Raw genomic sequence first — 15,233 nt, 5'->3', positions numbered from 1 at the left:
TTAGCAATACTAGTTGATATGGTTTTCATGGAAACAGGAAAAGCAGTTACCAAGTTGTCTCTTCTTATACATGAGACGATGGCTTTTTTCTGTAAATTTTAGGTGAAAAGGTTGATAATGATGAGCAACAGAGAAACGAACACAGACGTCCTTTTAATTGGCGCTGGAATCATGAGTGCTACATTAGGAACGATCTTAAAAGAAATAGCTCCAGAAATGAAAATTAAAGTATTTGAGAAACTTGATAAAGCAGGAGAGGAAAGTTCAAACGAGTGGAACAATGCTGGAACTGGGCATGCTGCACTTTGTGAACTAAATTACACATCGGAAAAACCGGATGGATCTATCGATATATCGAAAGCTATTGAAATTAATGAACAGTTTCAAGTGTCAATGCAGTTTTGGTCCTACCTTGTTGATCAAAAGTTGATTCATAATCCAGAAGACTTCATCATGCCATTGCCACATATGAGTATGGTTCAAGGTGAAAACAACGTTCAGTTTTTAAAGAAACGTATGGAAGCGCTAACAGAAAATCCTCTTTTCCAAGGGATGGAATTCTCGAATTCTCCAGAGAAATTGATGGAATGGATTCCACTAATCATGGAAGGACGTTCGTTAAACGAAAGTATCGCTGCTACAAAGATCGATACAGGAACGGATGTTAATTTTGGTTCTCTTACTCGTATGTTATTTAGTCATCTTCAAAATAAGAATGTAGATGTTAAATACAAACATAGTGTAGAAAACCTGAAGCGTACGCCCAATGAATTATGGGAACTGAAGGTGAAAAATCATAACACAGGTTCAATTGAACGCCATACAGCGAAGTTTGTGTTTATAGGCGGTGGTGGTGGAAGCCTTCATTTGCTCCAAAAATCCGGTATTCCTGAAGGAAAACATATCGGTGGATTTCCGGTAAGTGGGATCTTTATGGTATGTAAGAATCCAGAATTGATTGAGCAGCAGCACGCGAAAGTATACGGAAAAGCTAAAGTCGGTGCTCCGCCGATGTCTGTTCCTCACCTTGATACAAGGTATATCGACAATAAAAAATCTTTGCTTTTCGGGCCGTTCGCGGGCTTTTCACCAAAATTTTTAAAAACAGGGTCGATGCTCGATTTAGTGACTTCAGTAAAACCTAATAACGTGTTGACTATGTTGGCAGCTGGTGCTAAAGAAATGTCATTAACCAAATACTTGATTCAACAAGTATTATTGTCAAAGGAACAGCGCATGGAAGAACTTAGAGAGTTCATCCCAACTGCTAAGAGTGAAGATTGGGATCTCGTCGTAGCAGGGCAACGTGTTCAGGTAATTAAAGATACTGAAACTGGTGGTAAGGGAACGCTTCAGTTCGGTACAGAAGTAATTACATCCGCTGATGGTTCGATCGCTGCATTACTCGGCGCATCACCAGGAGCTTCAACAGCTGTTCACGTTATGTTAGAGATATTAAACAAATGCTTCCCGCAAGAGATTGGTAAATGGGAACCAAAGATCAAAGAGATGATTCCTTCTTATGGTCAGCGATTAATGAACAATCCTGATTTGTTGAAGAAAGTTCATGCTTCTACAGCCCGTTCTCTTAAACTTGATACGAAAGAACCTACCTTAGCAGACTTTTCGCATATAGATGCTACAGAGTTACAAGAAAAGATTTAGGATTATTTATGTACTTGAAATCGGTTAATTTCCATTTCAAGTGCTTCCATTTTCCAAGTTTTTAAATAGTACTCCAAAAAGAGCCATTCATTTTTATAGGCTCTTTTTTTTCTGCCATTAGACGGCTGTTCATTTATAACTAATGAAGGAGTTTTATACCTTATTATGGAATGTTTACTATGACTATACAAAGAGTAGGAGATCTAAAGATGAATACCGTTAAACACAATAGCAAAGCTTGGGACAAAAAAGTTGAAGATGGTGTGAGCTATACGAAGGCTGTATCTAAGGACATAATTGACAGAAGTAAGTTAGGAGATTGGCGTATTACCGTTACAACAGAAAAACCAGTTCCTAGACGGTGGTTTCCGGAATCGTTGACAGGACTAAAGGTTCTCTGTCTCGCTTCTGGAGGCGGACAACAAGGCCCCGTGTTAGCTGCCGCAGGTGCAGACGTTACTGTAATGGATATCTCAAAGAAACAGTTAGAAAATGATGAGATGGTAGCAAAAGCAAATAATTTGAGTCTAACGGCTATCCAAGGAGATATGTGTGATCTCTCCATGTTTAGTGAAGGGGAGTTTGACTTGATCGTTCATCCAGTAGCAAATGTATTTGTAGAGGATATTTCTCCTGTATGGAAAGAAGCGTCACGTGTGTTAAAAGATAGAGGGATACTCATATCGGGGTTTACAAATCCATTGTTGTTTATTTTTGATGATGAAGAAGATCAAAAGGGAAATCTAGTCGTCAGTAACAGGATACCTTATTCAACGCTCGATTCTATGACTGAAAAAGAGAAGTCTGACTATCTTATGTCTGATGAAACGATAGAATTCGGGCATACCTTAGAGGATCAAATACAAGGACAGATTGATGCAGGTTTTGTGATTGCTGGATTATATGAAGATGACTTTGGTGGAAGAAGACCGATTGATACTTATATTAAAAGTTTCGTTGCAACACGTGCTGTGAAAATGAAGGTTGAATAAAGAAAAGAGGACTAGCTTAGAAGTAATATTACTAAGCTAGTTTTTCTTTGGAAAGGTAGTTCTTTGCTAATAAATAAGCACTTATTGTAAACAACTGAGTAATTTTTTTATCTTCTATTAATCCTTCCATCTCATGAAAAGGGATCAGCTTAAGCGTTAAATCTTCATTTTCATCTAAGTTTTGAGAAGAAGACTGGAAAGCATCCAAGATTAGAAATGTTATAACCTTGTTGGTTTGGGTAGCAGGGTTCACCATGAATTCTCCGAGTACAATTGGTTTGTTATGGGAAGTAAAACCTGTTTCCTCTTGAACCTCTCTGATAATGCCTTCCTCAAAGGATTCACTTTGTTCGACTTTTCCAGCTGGAACTTCTAAAAAGAAGTCTTTACCTGGATGACGGTATTGTTCTACAAGTACGACTTGTTTATTTTTCGTTAGAACAAATGCATTTACCCAATTTGGATACTCATGAACATAATAGTTATCGATTTTCTGCCCGTTCGGCAGTTCACAACTGTCTTTTCTTAAATGACCAAACGGCGTTTTGTAGATATAATCTGATGTTATGGTTTTCCATTTTGCCAAGAATTTTGTCCCTCCTCATGGTTAGATAGATTACGAAAAATAAAATGAAACAACCGGATTGCGCTATTATAATCTCCCTGGTCTTATCCTCCTAATATGGTTGACTCCCACTCTTCTCGCAGAATTCCCATCCGAATCGAGTCATAATATTCTCCGTTATAATAGCGGCACTTTCTCATTCTGCCTTCCATTTTCATGCCAAGCTTTTCGCCAACTTTAATCATTCGCTCATTTCCTGACCATGTTGTGTAACCAACACGGACGAGTGGTAGCGAGTTAAACAGATGATTGATCCACAGAATAATAGCTCTTGTTCCATATCCACCGCTCCAATAGGTAGGATTGTAGATACCGATGCCCATCTCTAACCAGTGGGAGGGCTCGTGCTCCCAATAGTAACTCACTGTTCCGATCAACTCACCAGCCACTTCAATTGCCCAGCGCTGATCGTGATTGACATAGTGATCTTTGTTCCACATAAATTCATCAAAAGGAATTTGCTTGTGCTCAAAATATGGAGCGTCCCATTTTTTCCATTCAGGAGCTTTGTCTTTATATATCAGTTCCCAAAGTCTTGGAAGGTCTTCGTTAGTAATCGATCGAATCTTTAAATCGTTATCTTGATATGACATTCAATTCCTCCGTATTTTTTGAACATTTACTTTTTATTTTATGATACCATTATTTGTAAAGGTAATCTTATATAATTTTGGGGGATTTATGAAATTAAAAATCATACATACGAACGATCTTCACAGTCATTTTGATAACTTTGCGAAAGCAGTAACGATGATTAATCAACATAAAGACGAAAACACTATACTAGTTGATGCAGGTGATTTTGCAGATTTTAAAAGTATTGAACTACAAGGAACAAGAGGAATGGCCGCGGTCGAGCTTCTAGATGCAGTTGGCTATGATGCTTTAACGATCGGCAACAATGAAATGTTTAATGGGGCAGAGACGTTAGAACATATGGCTGTTCAAAGTTCCGTTCCGTTTATCAGCAACAACCTATTTAGAAAAGACGAGACTGCGATTCCTGGTGTTCGTTCGAGTGTAATCCTTTCTAAAAATGGGCTTCGAATTTTCGTAACTGGCGCATCACCTGACTTAGGTGCTTTTAATGAAGGCTTAGGGTTTCATAGTGAAAACTATATTATCACCATCGCAGAAGAGTTGGAGCGTAATCGAGGAAAATACGATCTGTGCATTCTTCTAAATCATGTCGGAACGGTAGCGGATATGGATCTAGCAAAAGAGATATCTGGCATTGATGTAATCGTGTCCTCACATGATCATGTTCTCTATCAAGAAGCGAAGGTTGTTAATGATACATTCATCGTAAGTGCTGGAAACTTTGGTGAACAGATTGGTGTATTAGAAATTGAAGTGAAGAAATCACATAAAATCCTTTTACAATCTGCCGTTTATAACACAAAAGATTCCAAGCCAGACGAAGAAATTGTAGCTATCCTTAAGAGGAGTAAAGAAACAGCGATCGAGATCTTAGGAAAACCACTATATACGATTAATGAACCGTTATGGCACGATGTGGTCGGTGAGAATCCGATCACAAACCTTATCGCAGATGGTTTAAAAGACATGCTGAATACCGACATAGGCTTGATAAACAGTGGCATTGTTAACGCAGGAATCTTTTCTTACGTTTCTAATAAAAAATTGATTGAGATCTGTCCATCTCCCTTAAATCCAACTTCCTTCGAGATTCAAGGTAAATACATATTGGAAGCCATTCAACAATCACTTGATGTTCAACACTGCTTATTAGATGGAAGAGGTCCTGGCTTTAGAGGGAAGTATATAGGGGGACTGCATATTTCAGGTGCACAAGTGGTTTATGATGGATTGAAAGTGGTCGAAATGAGGATTGACGGTGAACCAATAGAGAAAGAAAGATGGTATTCCGTTGCATCTTCAGATTATCTTCAGCGTGGATCAGGCTATCCTTCACTAGCCCACAACCGAAATGAGTTCTACCGACCAGAAGAGATCAAAGAAGTGATTAAAATGTATGCCATCAAGCCCGAATTTGTAAATCGTGCTTATGATAAAAGGATTAAAGAACTACTTAAGATTAAGGGGTGATCAAGATGGAATGGTTAACTTTTTTAATGGCTGCAACAGCCTTCATTTTTGTGTTTCAAGAAATAGAAAAGCGAAAGAAAATTGAAAAACGACTTCAGCAGTTGGAGGAACAACAAAAATAAGATCGATATTGAAGCGGGGTGGCTGCTATGGAAAGATGTGTGTATTTTAAAGATACCTTTTTCTCGTCAGGCAGAACGGATATTTACAATGCAGAGCAACAGAAACGAGGAGTTCTCGATCTAAAAAGCGCCTTTTCTTCAGGCGTGAGTATCGAGAATGAAACTGGAAGGGTCCTGGTTGAAGGTAGTTTTCCTTTTATGTCAGGAAAATGGATCGTGAAGCAATCTGATGGTAAGGAATTAGGCGTGGTAAAATCTGCATTTGCATTCTTCTCCAAACGTTATCGGTATATAACGAATGACCATACATATGAAATTGAAGCTCCCGCTTTTTCAAAAGAATATACCATCTTTGATGAAAGTAAGTCGGAAATTGCGACGTTTAATAAAGTAAATGGATTTTTCCAAGCTCCTGCTTATGAGCTAAAAAACAACTCAGATGCTTTATTAACAGAAGAGCTAATCGCTGTTGTAATGGGAGTCAACGCGATCGAGAAACGCAACCAATCTTCTGCAGGAGCAGGAGCTGGGAGTTAATATCGATTAATTAAGATAGCTTTTATTCAACTAAACTAATATGTTGAATAAAAGCTTTTAATTTTATATCGTGATGTCCATATGAAGTAGACATCACCATGAAATGTGCACACGATAAAAACACTTTGATAGTTGTCAATCATATATCCACGGTAATTGGAAATAATTTCACGGTAAACGCCAATATATACACGGATAAAATTTTTTAAACGATTTTCGACAAAAAAGCCATTTACCCACTTAAGAAATGAACGATAAAATTAACAACGTTACTCTGTAATCCCTGCCTGAGTAATTTCCACCTTCATATTAACGTTAATCGGCATGTCAGGGTACTGTTCATCCCACCGTTTAAAATCAAATCCTCTTGTTCTGCTCCTCGCCAAATCTCCTAACCCGATCGTATCTACATTCAATTTTTGAAGTTTTTCTACAATCTTGTTGGTTCGCCTATCCATTGCTTTCTCGGTTGCTCTTTCTAGTTGTTCGATGAGTGACGGATCGCTTACAGGAATCTTCGGCGCTTCACTTACGCGTCCTTTTATTTTAACGAAAATGTCTACGGATGGAGATCGTTTCACGTCTTTAAAACGATATTCTACTTTAGATGACAAATTTTGAATCGTAAAGAATTGATCGTTTTTAAATTTCACTTCATAGATGCCTTTTTCAAAAGGTTCCATCAGCAGCTTTAAGAGAAAGGAATCTTCGAGCTTCAGTTGCCCGACCATTTTGTCGTCTTTTAAGAGGGCTGTACCTTTTACTCGTATTCGATCACCCTGCATTTCCAAGAGTGGCAAGTTGGGATCCATGCCTTTTCCGTAATACGTATACAAAAAATCATGTAGATTTGACTTTGGTATGTTCGCGTTCATATTTTGATTTAGAAGCTGGAGCAAATACTTTGATGGCGTTTCACTAAGCGGATACTGCTCTTTTAACAATGTTTTCGTACTTCCTTTAACGACTGCCAAATATAGGTCTCGACCTAAGGAAGGATCACGCTGAAGTGTGTCAACTAGATCATATATGCCTTTTTCAGCTAATCGGTCATTATAAAGAGCAATTTCTAAGCGACCGATCTCAAATGGTTTTGGAGATTCAGCTTGTTCTAGAGCTCTTGCCATCTTGCTCGTATTCGTGGTTGCTGTAAACACTTGAGAAATTGGAGGAACATCTTCTCCTCGCTGTGGAATGGCTACCATCCCGTTCAACTCTACTTGGTTATTCGATTTATAATCATATCCAACTGCTGATACGAGTTGAACATCTTCTAGGATTTTTTTGCTTGGAAAGCAGCCAGTTAATAGCATTAATGTGAAGATAATGAGAAGCTTCTTTTTAGTCATTTTTTGTTTTCCTCACTTTTCCTGAAATCAGCTGGATCACAAATAAAAACGGTATATAAGCATAGAGAATATAAAAACCTACTTGAGAAACTTTCGTATTTAGTATGTCTACTTGTTGGCGATCAACGACTAAGATGCAACATATGAAAATAACGAAAAGCATTGTGCGCAGCGCACTTTTTTGTTTGATCTTATATAAACGGTGAATTCCGCGGCTCACAGACCACAAACCTATACAGATGTTAGGAAGAACGACGAAAAGCCAAAGAGCGATACCGGCATATTCGAATCGCTGTGCGAATGGGAGGTCTACAATTTTCCATAGTGTTAGTGTCGCCCAAATCGTATGTTGAAGTTGTTCTTGATTAAAATAGACAAAAGATACGAATACAGTAATGAGGTAAGTGAACATGGTAAATAGATTTCCTAAGTGAGCCCACTTTTGTGATTTTTCAGGTTGTTTTAAAAAAGGTAAATACAACAGTATGAGCTCGAATCCTAAATAATCAAGAGTAACTCCTTTAGTAGCAGCCATGAGGTCGCTAAATGAATGATCTAAAATAGGAAAAAGATTTGTATAGTGTGCATTTTTAAGTGCGTAATATTTTAATAAAAATAGAGGGAGGGTGATAAAAAAGCCTAGTACGGATAATCCTGCGACAACGCGGATTCCTCCAATAACATACGAATAAGCTAATCCTAAGAGGATGATGGCTATAACAGCCGTATTCAGCTCGGGAAACACCCAGATTTGGATTACTTCAATATAAGTCCTAAGTACGGTTAGAATCGTAGAACTAAAATAAATCAAGAGAAGAAAACTTAATGCGCCGCCAATCCATCTGCCGAACAAGTTTTTATGTACGCCAATGATATCAGCGTTCTCTTTTGAAAGAACACGATAAATCATCCAGATCAGTACATTAAATGAAAGACCTCCGATGATTACAGAAATCCATGCATCATGTCCTGCTGATTTAGCGATATAACGCTCAAATCCTAGAATGCCCACTCCAATCTGCATGGTTGTAACCATATAAAAAGCCATATAAGGTGATATCTGCTTGTTTTCACTGATCTGAGACATAAATACCCCTCATTTTTTAGTCCTCAATGTCATGCTTTGCTGTTGCCCGCTTTTTATTCATCCTTGCCTTATCCTGTGGTCTTAATAAAGATGGTCGGCTATTTTGCATACTGAACGGCAGTCGTACAAGAGCATCTTTTAGATCATTTGCACGAAGCGGATATAATGGTGCGATATAAGGTCTTCCTAGAGATGTTAGTTTCAGCAGATGAGAAACGATAAAAGCGAAACAGATACCAACACCTAGAACCCCTAAAAACTGGGCAAACAATAAAAAGGGAAAACGCAATAAACGAATCGTGTTACTCATCTGATAGACAGGTGTTGTAAAAGAAGCAAGAGCGGCTAAAGCAACAATGATTAACAAAACGTTACTTGTTAATCCTGCTTGTACCGCTGCCGTTCCGATAACGATACCTCCTACAATACCGATTGTTTGACCGACCTTAGAAGGCAGCCTGGCACCAGCTTCTCGAAGCAACTCAATGGAAAGTTCTAGTACGATAGCTTCTAGTATAGGTGGGAAAGGAATATCATTACGTGAAGCAACGAGTGTAGCTAATAGATTTTCCGGAATCATTTCATAATGAAACGTTAATACTGCTACATACAGAGGCGTTGATAACACGGAAAACATGACAGCCATGAGTCGGATCAATCGAAAGGCAGAAGCGAGCGTCCAATTTAGAAAATAGTCTTCGAAAGCGGAGAAAAATTCCACGATGGTTGTTGGACCCGTTAACGCATGGGGAGATCCGTCAGCCATAATCGCCACTTTTCCTTCAGATAAAACACTCGCTACCCGGTCTGGCCGTTCTGTATCAATGAGCTGTGGAAAAGGAGAGTTCTCATTGTCGGAGATCATTTGATTGATATAAGAACTATCTACAATATGATCGTACTCGATATCATTGACTCGCTGAATCGCCGTGTTCACATTTTCTTCATCCGCGATTCCGTCGATATAAATGATGGCTACTCTCGTTTTTGATAGTTTCCCAACCCGTACTTCCTTAACTGTGAATTCAGGAATAGGAAGTCGTTTACGAATAAGGTTTAAATTTGTGTCTAGTGATTCAACAAAAGCTTCCTTTGGACCTACAACGCTAAACTCAGTTTCAGGGATAGAAATCTGCCTGTTTTCGGTCGATAGACTTGGAACAAGCAGTCCTTCTGGGTCCTCTTTATTCATTTGAATAAGAATAAACCCTTCTGTTACTTTGTTAGCGATGTCATCCACATCATTCGTTTTGACCATCCCATCTAACGGCAAATGCTTCTGTATGTCATTTAAGTTCTTTAATTGAATGTCTGTTATATAGGGTAATAAATCCCGATGAACAAATTCGGGATTTACAAGTGTTTAATAATAAGAGATATAAAATGTGCTGAGTGATGATTGCTTAACGGTAGAAAAGTCTGCTGAAGCTCTTAGCTTTTTCATGAGCTCTGGGAATGTCAATGTACCTTTTGTAGGATCTGTATTTGATTCTTGTTGTTTTTTCTTTTTCTTCTTAAAAAATATCATTGAAATCACCCGTTCGTTGTTACGTCATGAACTACTACATTTCTTTATCATCTCCTCGTCATTTAATAATATTCTGTTGGCAAACTTGATCATGGTTTGTTTTTTTATTGACAACAATTAGCAAGTAGCCTATGATTATCCTTAAATTAATAATGAAACTCTTATTAAGAGCAGGCGGAGGGAATTAGCCCAATGAAGCCCGGCAACCATCGGATGAACTATGTTTTGACCGAAACGGTGCTAAATCTAACAGCAGTTTTTTGCTGAGAGATGAGAGAACGAACGGATTTTATGTATGGAACCGTGTTCTCTAAGGGAACACGGTTTTTTTGCGTTTATCATACTGGTTAAGTGAATTTCAATAGAGAGAAAAGGAGTGGGTGATATGGTTATGTCGGATTGTATATGGTGGAAAGACAGAAAATTGGCTCACACCATTCATTTTCCTAATTGGAGTGGTGCAGGTGAAGAGAAGTTTCCGCTGATCATTATTTGTCACGGTTTTACGAGTACACGAATTGGAGTAGATCGTCTGTTTGTTAAAACGGCTCAAGAACTCGTTAAACTAGGGTTTGCTGTATTGAGATTTGACTATGCTGGCTGTGGTGAGAGTGAAGGGGAATATGGAGATAATGAGTTTGCTTGTTTTATCGATCAGACGAAGGAAGTTATTTCTTTTGGTAGCAAACTACCTAACATTGATCAAAATGCAATAACGTTAATCGGACATAGTTTAGGCGGTGCAGTCGCGGTCTGCACTGTAGCAGATGATGATAGGATTGGGAATGTAATCACGTGGTCTGCAGTAGGAAATCCATTTGAAGATATTAAAGATATAGTTGGTTATAACGGAGAGCACCCTGTGATTGATCATCTAGGGTATGCGATAACCGAAGAATTTTTACTTTCCCTTCAAGCTTATTCTCCATTAGAAGACATCAAACAGTTTCGTGGTAACGCACTGTTCATCCATGGATCGGACGATCCAGTTATATCATCAAGATATTGCTCTCACTATTTTGAAGAATCAAGAAAGAGGAAGAATTGTGGAAGCTCAATAGTACTAATAGAAGGTGCTAATCATACGTATTCTTCTATTGTCCACTTCGATAAATTAATTTCTTCCACTTCTGAATGGTTAGTAAAGAATGTTAAAGTTTCTGTTCAGAATAATTTGAAAAAAAGTGTTTGACATTTTACAAAATTCCTGTGATAATACAAAGTAATTTGATAGGAATACTCTTATTAAGAGCAGGTGGAGGGAATTAGCCCTATGAAACCCGGCAACCATTCATGTTGAATAATAATCAATATGAAAACGGTGCTAAATCTAACAGTGGTCACACTGAGAGATGAGAGGATTATCGGAATCGTTTTTCGAGAAGCCTTCTGTCTCTGTTATGAGAACAGGAGGTTTTTTTGTACCACCTCTTAAAGAGCATCTATTATCAAAGAACTTATAGAAACTAAAGGATAGGGGATCAGATCATGAAAAGAATCATCCAAGTATTACTCGCAAGTTTTGCAGTATTTTTATTAGCGGCTTGTGGCTCATCAACAAGTGGTGGAGAGAAAACAGAAAAGCTAGTAGTAGGAGCATCAAATGTACCACACGCAGAAATTTTAGAGGAAGCGAAGCCGCTTTTAGAGGATAAAGGCATTGAATTAGAAATCGTTAAGTTCCAAGACTATATCTTACCGAATAAGTCTTTATATGAAAAAGAAATTGATGCGAACTATTTTCAGCACATTCCATATCTAACACAGCAAGTGAAAGATAACCCGAAGTATAAGTTTGAAAATGCAGGAGCTGTTCACTTAGAGCCGATGGGCGTTTATTCGAAGAGACATAAGTCATTAAAAGACCTACCAGAAGGCGGGAAGGTTATCTTAAGTAATTCAATTGCTGAGCACGGGCGTATCCTGTCAATCTTTGAAGCAGAGGGGCTGATCAAACTAAAAGAAGGAAAGGGCTACGAAGCGCAAATAAGCGATATTGTAGAAAATCCGAAAAACTTAGAGTTTGTGGCAGACATTGATCCAGGGCTATTGACTAAAGCGTACGAGAATGATGAAGGCGATGCGATTGTGATCAACACAAATTATGCAATCGATGCGGATTTGAACCCGAAGAAAGATTCCATCGCACTTGAAGGTTCAGATTCACCATTTGCGAATATTATCACAGTTCGTGAAGGCGACAAAGAGAAGAAATCTATCAAAACCTTGTTAGAAGTGCTTCATTCGAAAGAAATTACCGATTTTATTGATAAAGAGTATAAAGGTTCAGTGCTAGCTGTTAAAGAATAAGGATGAATGAGCTGACTAGATGGGTGAAATCCACTCATCTAAGCAGCTTTTTTCATTTACAGATGTTTTTAAGGCATCCGATGAGCATCTTTTTTGAATATTAAGTCTAAATAAGAAAAATTAAGTCTTACTCAGAAAAATTAAGTCGTTCTGATCATTGATTAAGTCAAACTAGACATGAATTAAGTCTAAACTCAAAAATAAAGGCCGTTCGACAATATCAGCATCTTTCATCACCAGCAATGAGCGATATGATATGATGAAGACAGATGAATACAGCATATAAATCAATGGAATAAGCGGGTGGAAAAGGAAATGGCAATAGATTTTTGGTCACCTGTCAAATTATCACTTGGCATAGCGGTGACAGCTTCACTGATTGTGATCTTAGCCGGCTTATTTTTCGGAAGGATCATGGCTCACCAGAAGTTTAAAGGGAAAACGTTAATCGAAACAATATTCCTACTTCCACTCGTACTACCCCCAACTGTGGTAGGTTTCTTGTTAATCGTTTTGTTCGGTCGAAATGGTCCCGGGGGACAGCTCGTAGAGTGGCTCTTTAATCAGCCGATTATATTTACATGGTGGGCAGCCGTTATTGCGTCTGCAGTTGTGGCATTTCCACTCATGTATCAATCCGCAAAAGCGGGGTTTGAATCTATTGACGCAGACATCGAAAACGCAGCGCGAGTAGATGGAGCCAACGAGTGGGATGTATTGCGAAAAATCTCTGTTCCATTATCTGTTAGAGCTATCACATCAGGTGCTATTTTAAGTTTTGCTCGCGCATTAGGTGAGTTTGGTGCAACATTAATGTTTGCCGGAAACATACCTGGAAAAACACAGACGATATCCACCGCAATCTATATCGCGATCGAATCAGGAAATATGGATCTTGCATGGATGTGGGTAGGAAGTGTTATTGGTATATCATTCTTAATGCTTGTTGCTGTAAATCGCATAAGAGCTTAGCAGAAAAAAGAATCTGTAATGATTGTATTTTGAAACTACAAACATGGGTATGGTAGGCGGTTCTGCATTAGTATTAAAACCAGTGAATAAAGAAAACACAGCTTCTCTAAAGAGGGCTGTGTTTTTTTTAGTTCAAAATCACATGTGAAATACTTATTCGTTTTTTTCTATACTTACAGCAAACTTACTATGAGAAAGGTATTTTAATCGAATGGATTTGCCTTTGAAATGATCTTTATAAGACTTAGCCGTTATATTCAAGTGTGCTACATTAATTTTTTTATTATCAATCATTATGGAAGAGACATAGTCAGGACCATTTTTCGAGCCATACGTTAAGGTTGAAGGAATTCCTTCTATCACGTTGAATTTTCTAGCTTCATAGTCACCAATATCTTCGTAGAGTTGAAATACGGTGTGTGCAAAACCAATCGCAGCTGTAATGGATCCAATGATTACAACCAGAATAAGTAGGCGTTCTATCCAGTTGTGTATTCTTAAATAACTGGCAACAACGCCAATAAATAATAATAGCAGAGACATAGCTAAAAAAAGGAAAAGCTCCCTCAGAACAAGGTGATCTTGAAATACTGTCGAAGATAAAAATAAACTTATAGCAGAGAATAGCAGAATCACCAAAAGTAAGATGAGAGGAAATGTACTCGGAGTCCTAAAGCTTCGAGATCCTGTAATTCTTTTCTTTTTTCGATAACCCATAATGATCCTCTCCTTTATAAAATATATTCCTTAAAGCTAAACCACTATTCATGAGCGTGAAGAGTCACTTTATTGGTTCTTGAATAACATCATTTACCGACGGAAACGGAGATTATTATATGAAATTAACTGGAGCACAACAATCTGCAATAGATTATGTTGAGCGTTATGCTGCAAAACATAAGGACGATGCTCAAGCGACGATTCAACATTTATTAAGAATGTCTAACATAACCACTGATGTATTTCATAAGGCAGTCCATAATGTTAAAGAGCATGCCCGAATCGCTCTTCACTTTCATCCGGATCGGCCAAACTCTTCAATGAATTGTATTGCCGAAGCGTTACATCAAGAAGGAATATACAAGAGTCAGTTTGAATCGTTGCTTTCAAACGGAAGTGTATCTGCCTATCCCGGAGGTTTGCGTGATCGGTGGGAAGAACAATTATTTGGAGGAGCTTACCAGATAAAAGGAACGACCCTTAATGAGCGAGCAAAATATGGTGCGTTAAACATTATGATGCATGCCGATGGGCCAGCGCCACGGTTTGGTTCGTGCTACTTCTTACTCAAGCCTGAAGTTTCAAAACGAGCTACTTTTACATACCTTGATTCTCATCAAAATCCAAAAGAAAAAGGGACTATTAGAGAGTTCGATATGATACTTGCAGCATTATTTGAGGAAATCTTCACGAGAGATTATGCGCTCGGAGAATCAAATCTTATGATAGGTTCATTGGTCCAGCATCTTGTTCAAAAAATAAAATTACCGTTTGAAGACCCAGCTAAAAAACAAGTGTATCGAAATCTAAATCATTATATCGAAGCACAAGTTCACGGTGATCTTGTATTAAAAGAAGATGTGGAAATTCTTGTTGCAGACCCCTCATTTATTGGAACGAAGGTCGGAGTTACGCTTACAAGTCTTTGTGCAAAATATGATATTAAGCTTTATTATCATTCTGGATTTCAATTGTCTGTAGATCAGGTCCCTTCAGATTTTAGAGGTTCTGAAATGCCGTCCTTAGCAAAAAGAATCGCGAAAAATCAAGTGATAGATGCACATCTTATAGGTGAAGCTGTAATGGATTTAACAAGAAATCCAGTGACATGGAGCTACAGAGGAACGCAGAAAGAAATAGTACAAGAGCTGAAACTTCTATGGCATGTGTTGGTGAAGTATGGAAAACCCTATAGGAAAAGAAGATCAGTTTGAATTAAATAACATCTTGCATTTACTATTTTTATCTGTTACTAT

The 15,233-nt window shown here is 38.1% G+C and carries 14 protein-coding genes, 1 pseudogene and 2 riboswitches; of the genes and pseudogenes, 8 read left to right on the top strand and 7 right to left on the bottom strand.

Annotated features, from left to right (window positions below; genetic code table 11):
- Positions 1-120 precede the first annotated feature (120 nt).
- Both IHV10_RS08040 and IHV10_RS08035 read left to right on the top strand, forming a co-directional pair.
- Positions 121-1,665 (top strand): malate:quinone oxidoreductase, encoded by a 1,545-nt coding sequence (locus tag IHV10_RS08040; RefSeq protein WP_197128250.1) that lies wholly within the window; start codon positions 121-123, stop codon positions 1,663-1,665.
- A gap of 209 nt (positions 1,666-1,874) precedes the next feature.
- Positions 1,875-2,657, top strand: a complete 783-nt coding sequence (locus IHV10_RS08035; RefSeq protein ID WP_197128079.1) for a class I SAM-dependent methyltransferase — start codon at positions 1,875-1,877, stop codon at positions 2,655-2,657.
- 31 nt (positions 2,658-2,688) lie between these two features.
- Here IHV10_RS08035 and IHV10_RS08030 read toward each other — a convergent pair whose 3' ends face one another.
- Complete coding sequence (locus tag IHV10_RS08030; RefSeq protein WP_197128078.1) at positions 2,689-3,243, bottom strand: NUDIX hydrolase; 555 nt, start codon at positions 3,241-3,243, stop codon at positions 2,689-2,691.
- Between the two features lie 83 nt (positions 3,244-3,326).
- Entirely contained in the window at positions 3,327-3,875 is a 549-nt protein-coding gene (locus IHV10_RS08025; protein WP_197128077.1) for a GNAT family N-acetyltransferase, read from the bottom strand.
- A gap of 88 nt (positions 3,876-3,963) precedes the next feature.
- Here IHV10_RS08025 and IHV10_RS08020 point away from each other — a divergent pair, with 88 nt between their 5' ends.
- The gene (locus tag IHV10_RS08020; RefSeq protein WP_197128076.1) at positions 3,964-5,352 is read left to right on the top strand and encodes a bifunctional metallophosphatase/5'-nucleotidase; all 1,389 of its coding nucleotides are present in this window, start codon (positions 3,964-3,966) and stop codon (positions 5,350-5,352) included.
- A 149-nt stretch (positions 5,353-5,501) separates the two neighbouring features.
- Positions 5,502-6,011, top strand: coding sequence for a hypothetical protein (locus tag IHV10_RS08015; protein ID WP_197128075.1), 510 nt, complete (start codon positions 5,502-5,504; stop codon positions 6,009-6,011).
- A gap of 269 nt (positions 6,012-6,280) precedes the next feature.
- On the opposite strand, the gene IHV10_RS08010 is transcribed toward IHV10_RS08015, so the two are convergent.
- From IHV10_RS08010 to IHV10_RS23100, 4 genes and pseudogenes are all read right to left on the bottom strand, one after another.
- On the bottom strand, positions 6,281-7,360 hold the full coding sequence (locus IHV10_RS08010; protein ID WP_197128074.1) for a Ger(x)C family spore germination protein: 1,080 nt from the start codon (positions 7,358-7,360) through the stop codon (positions 6,281-6,283).
- Positions 7,353-8,447, bottom strand: a complete 1,095-nt coding sequence (locus tag IHV10_RS08005) for a GerAB/ArcD/ProY family transporter (protein ID WP_197128073.1) — start codon at positions 8,445-8,447, stop codon at positions 7,353-7,355. Before IHV10_RS08005 ends, IHV10_RS08010 begins: the two co-directional genes overlap by 8 nt.
- Positions 8,448-8,463: 16 nt before the next feature.
- A pseudogene (locus IHV10_RS08000) lies at positions 8,464-9,783 on the bottom strand (spore germination protein); the annotation flags it as partial.
- 27 nt (positions 9,784-9,810) lie between these two features.
- The gene (locus IHV10_RS23100; RefSeq protein WP_370629651.1) at positions 9,811-9,975 is read right to left on the bottom strand and encodes a hypothetical protein; all 165 of its coding nucleotides are present in this window, start codon (positions 9,973-9,975) and stop codon (positions 9,811-9,813) included.
- A gap of 158 nt (positions 9,976-10,133) precedes the next feature.
- Positions 10,134-10,252: riboswitch (SAM riboswitch) on the top strand.
- 108 nt (positions 10,253-10,360) lie between these two features.
- Here IHV10_RS23100 and IHV10_RS07995 point away from each other — a divergent pair.
- From IHV10_RS07995 to modB, 3 genes are all read left to right on the top strand, one after another.
- A complete protein-coding gene (locus IHV10_RS07995) occupies positions 10,361-11,167 on the top strand; it encodes an alpha/beta hydrolase (RefSeq protein WP_197128072.1) in 807 nt (268 codons plus the stop codon).
- A 47-nt stretch (positions 11,168-11,214) separates the two neighbouring features.
- A riboswitch (SAM riboswitch) is annotated at positions 11,215-11,334 on the top strand.
- Between the two features lie 129 nt (positions 11,335-11,463).
- Complete coding sequence (locus IHV10_RS07990; protein ID WP_197128071.1) at positions 11,464-12,285, top strand: MetQ/NlpA family ABC transporter substrate-binding protein; 822 nt, start codon at positions 11,464-11,466, stop codon at positions 12,283-12,285.
- Positions 12,286-12,600: 315 nt separating this feature from the next.
- Positions 12,601-13,257 (top strand): molybdate ABC transporter permease subunit, encoded by a 657-nt coding sequence (gene modB / locus IHV10_RS07985; RefSeq protein ID WP_197128070.1) that lies wholly within the window; start codon positions 12,601-12,603, stop codon positions 13,255-13,257.
- Positions 13,258-13,410: 153 nt separating this feature from the next.
- On the opposite strand, the gene IHV10_RS07980 is transcribed toward modB, so the two are convergent.
- Positions 13,411-13,974 (bottom strand): hypothetical protein, encoded by a 564-nt coding sequence (locus IHV10_RS07980; RefSeq protein WP_197128069.1) that lies wholly within the window; start codon positions 13,972-13,974, stop codon positions 13,411-13,413.
- A gap of 119 nt (positions 13,975-14,093) precedes the next feature.
- On the opposite strand from IHV10_RS07980, the gene IHV10_RS07975 reads away from it, so the two are divergent.
- Positions 14,094-15,191 (top strand): DUF3626 domain-containing protein, encoded by a 1,098-nt coding sequence (locus IHV10_RS07975; RefSeq protein ID WP_197128068.1) that lies wholly within the window; start codon positions 14,094-14,096, stop codon positions 15,189-15,191.
- Positions 15,192-15,233 lie beyond the last annotated feature (42 nt).

The organism is Fictibacillus sp. 5RED26, from assembly GCF_015903895.1.
Classification (GTDB): Bacteria; Bacillota; Bacilli; order Bacillales; family Fictibacillaceae; genus Fictibacillus; species Fictibacillus phosphorivorans.
Note: the sequence above shows the minus strand (reverse complement) of the source record. Positions and strands in the feature narration are given on the sequence as shown.

Bases quoted from the DNA above. Each gene is read 5' to 3' on its own strand.
- IHV10_RS08035 (WP_197128079.1), top strand. From the start codon at position 1,875: ATGAATACCGTTAAACACAATAGCAAAGCTTGGGACAAAAAAGTTGAA.
- IHV10_RS07980 (WP_197128069.1), bottom strand. From the start codon at position 13,974: ATGGGTTATCGAAAAAAGAAAAGAATTACAGGATCTCGAAGCTTTAGG.
- IHV10_RS07990 (WP_197128071.1), top strand. From the start codon at position 11,464: ATGAAAAGAATCATCCAAGTATTACTCGCAAGTTTTGCAGTATTTTTA.
- IHV10_RS08040 (WP_197128250.1), top strand. From the start codon at position 121: ATGAGCAACAGAGAAACGAACACAGACGTCCTTTTAATTGGCGCTGGA.
- IHV10_RS08005 (WP_197128073.1), bottom strand. From the start codon at position 8,447: ATGTCTCAGATCAGTGAAAACAAGCAGATATCACCTTATATGGCTTTT.
- IHV10_RS07975 (WP_197128068.1), top strand. From the start codon at position 14,094: ATGAAATTAACTGGAGCACAACAATCTGCAATAGATTATGTTGAGCGT.
- modB (WP_197128070.1), top strand. From the start codon at position 12,601: ATGGCAATAGATTTTTGGTCACCTGTCAAATTATCACTTGGCATAGCG.
- IHV10_RS08020 (WP_197128076.1), top strand. From the start codon at position 3,964: ATGAAATTAAAAATCATACATACGAACGATCTTCACAGTCATTTTGAT.
- IHV10_RS08015 (WP_197128075.1), top strand. From the start codon at position 5,502: ATGGAAAGATGTGTGTATTTTAAAGATACCTTTTTCTCGTCAGGCAGA.
- IHV10_RS08010 (WP_197128074.1), bottom strand. From the start codon at position 7,360: ATGACTAAAAAGAAGCTTCTCATTATCTTCACATTAATGCTATTAACT.
- IHV10_RS07995 (WP_197128072.1), top strand. From the start codon at position 10,361: ATGGTTATGTCGGATTGTATATGGTGGAAAGACAGAAAATTGGCTCAC.
- IHV10_RS08025 (WP_197128077.1), bottom strand. From the start codon at position 3,875: ATGTCATATCAAGATAACGATTTAAAGATTCGATCGATTACTAACGAA.
- IHV10_RS23100 (WP_370629651.1), bottom strand. From the start codon at position 9,975: ATGATATTTTTTAAGAAGAAAAAGAAAAAACAACAAGAATCAAATACA.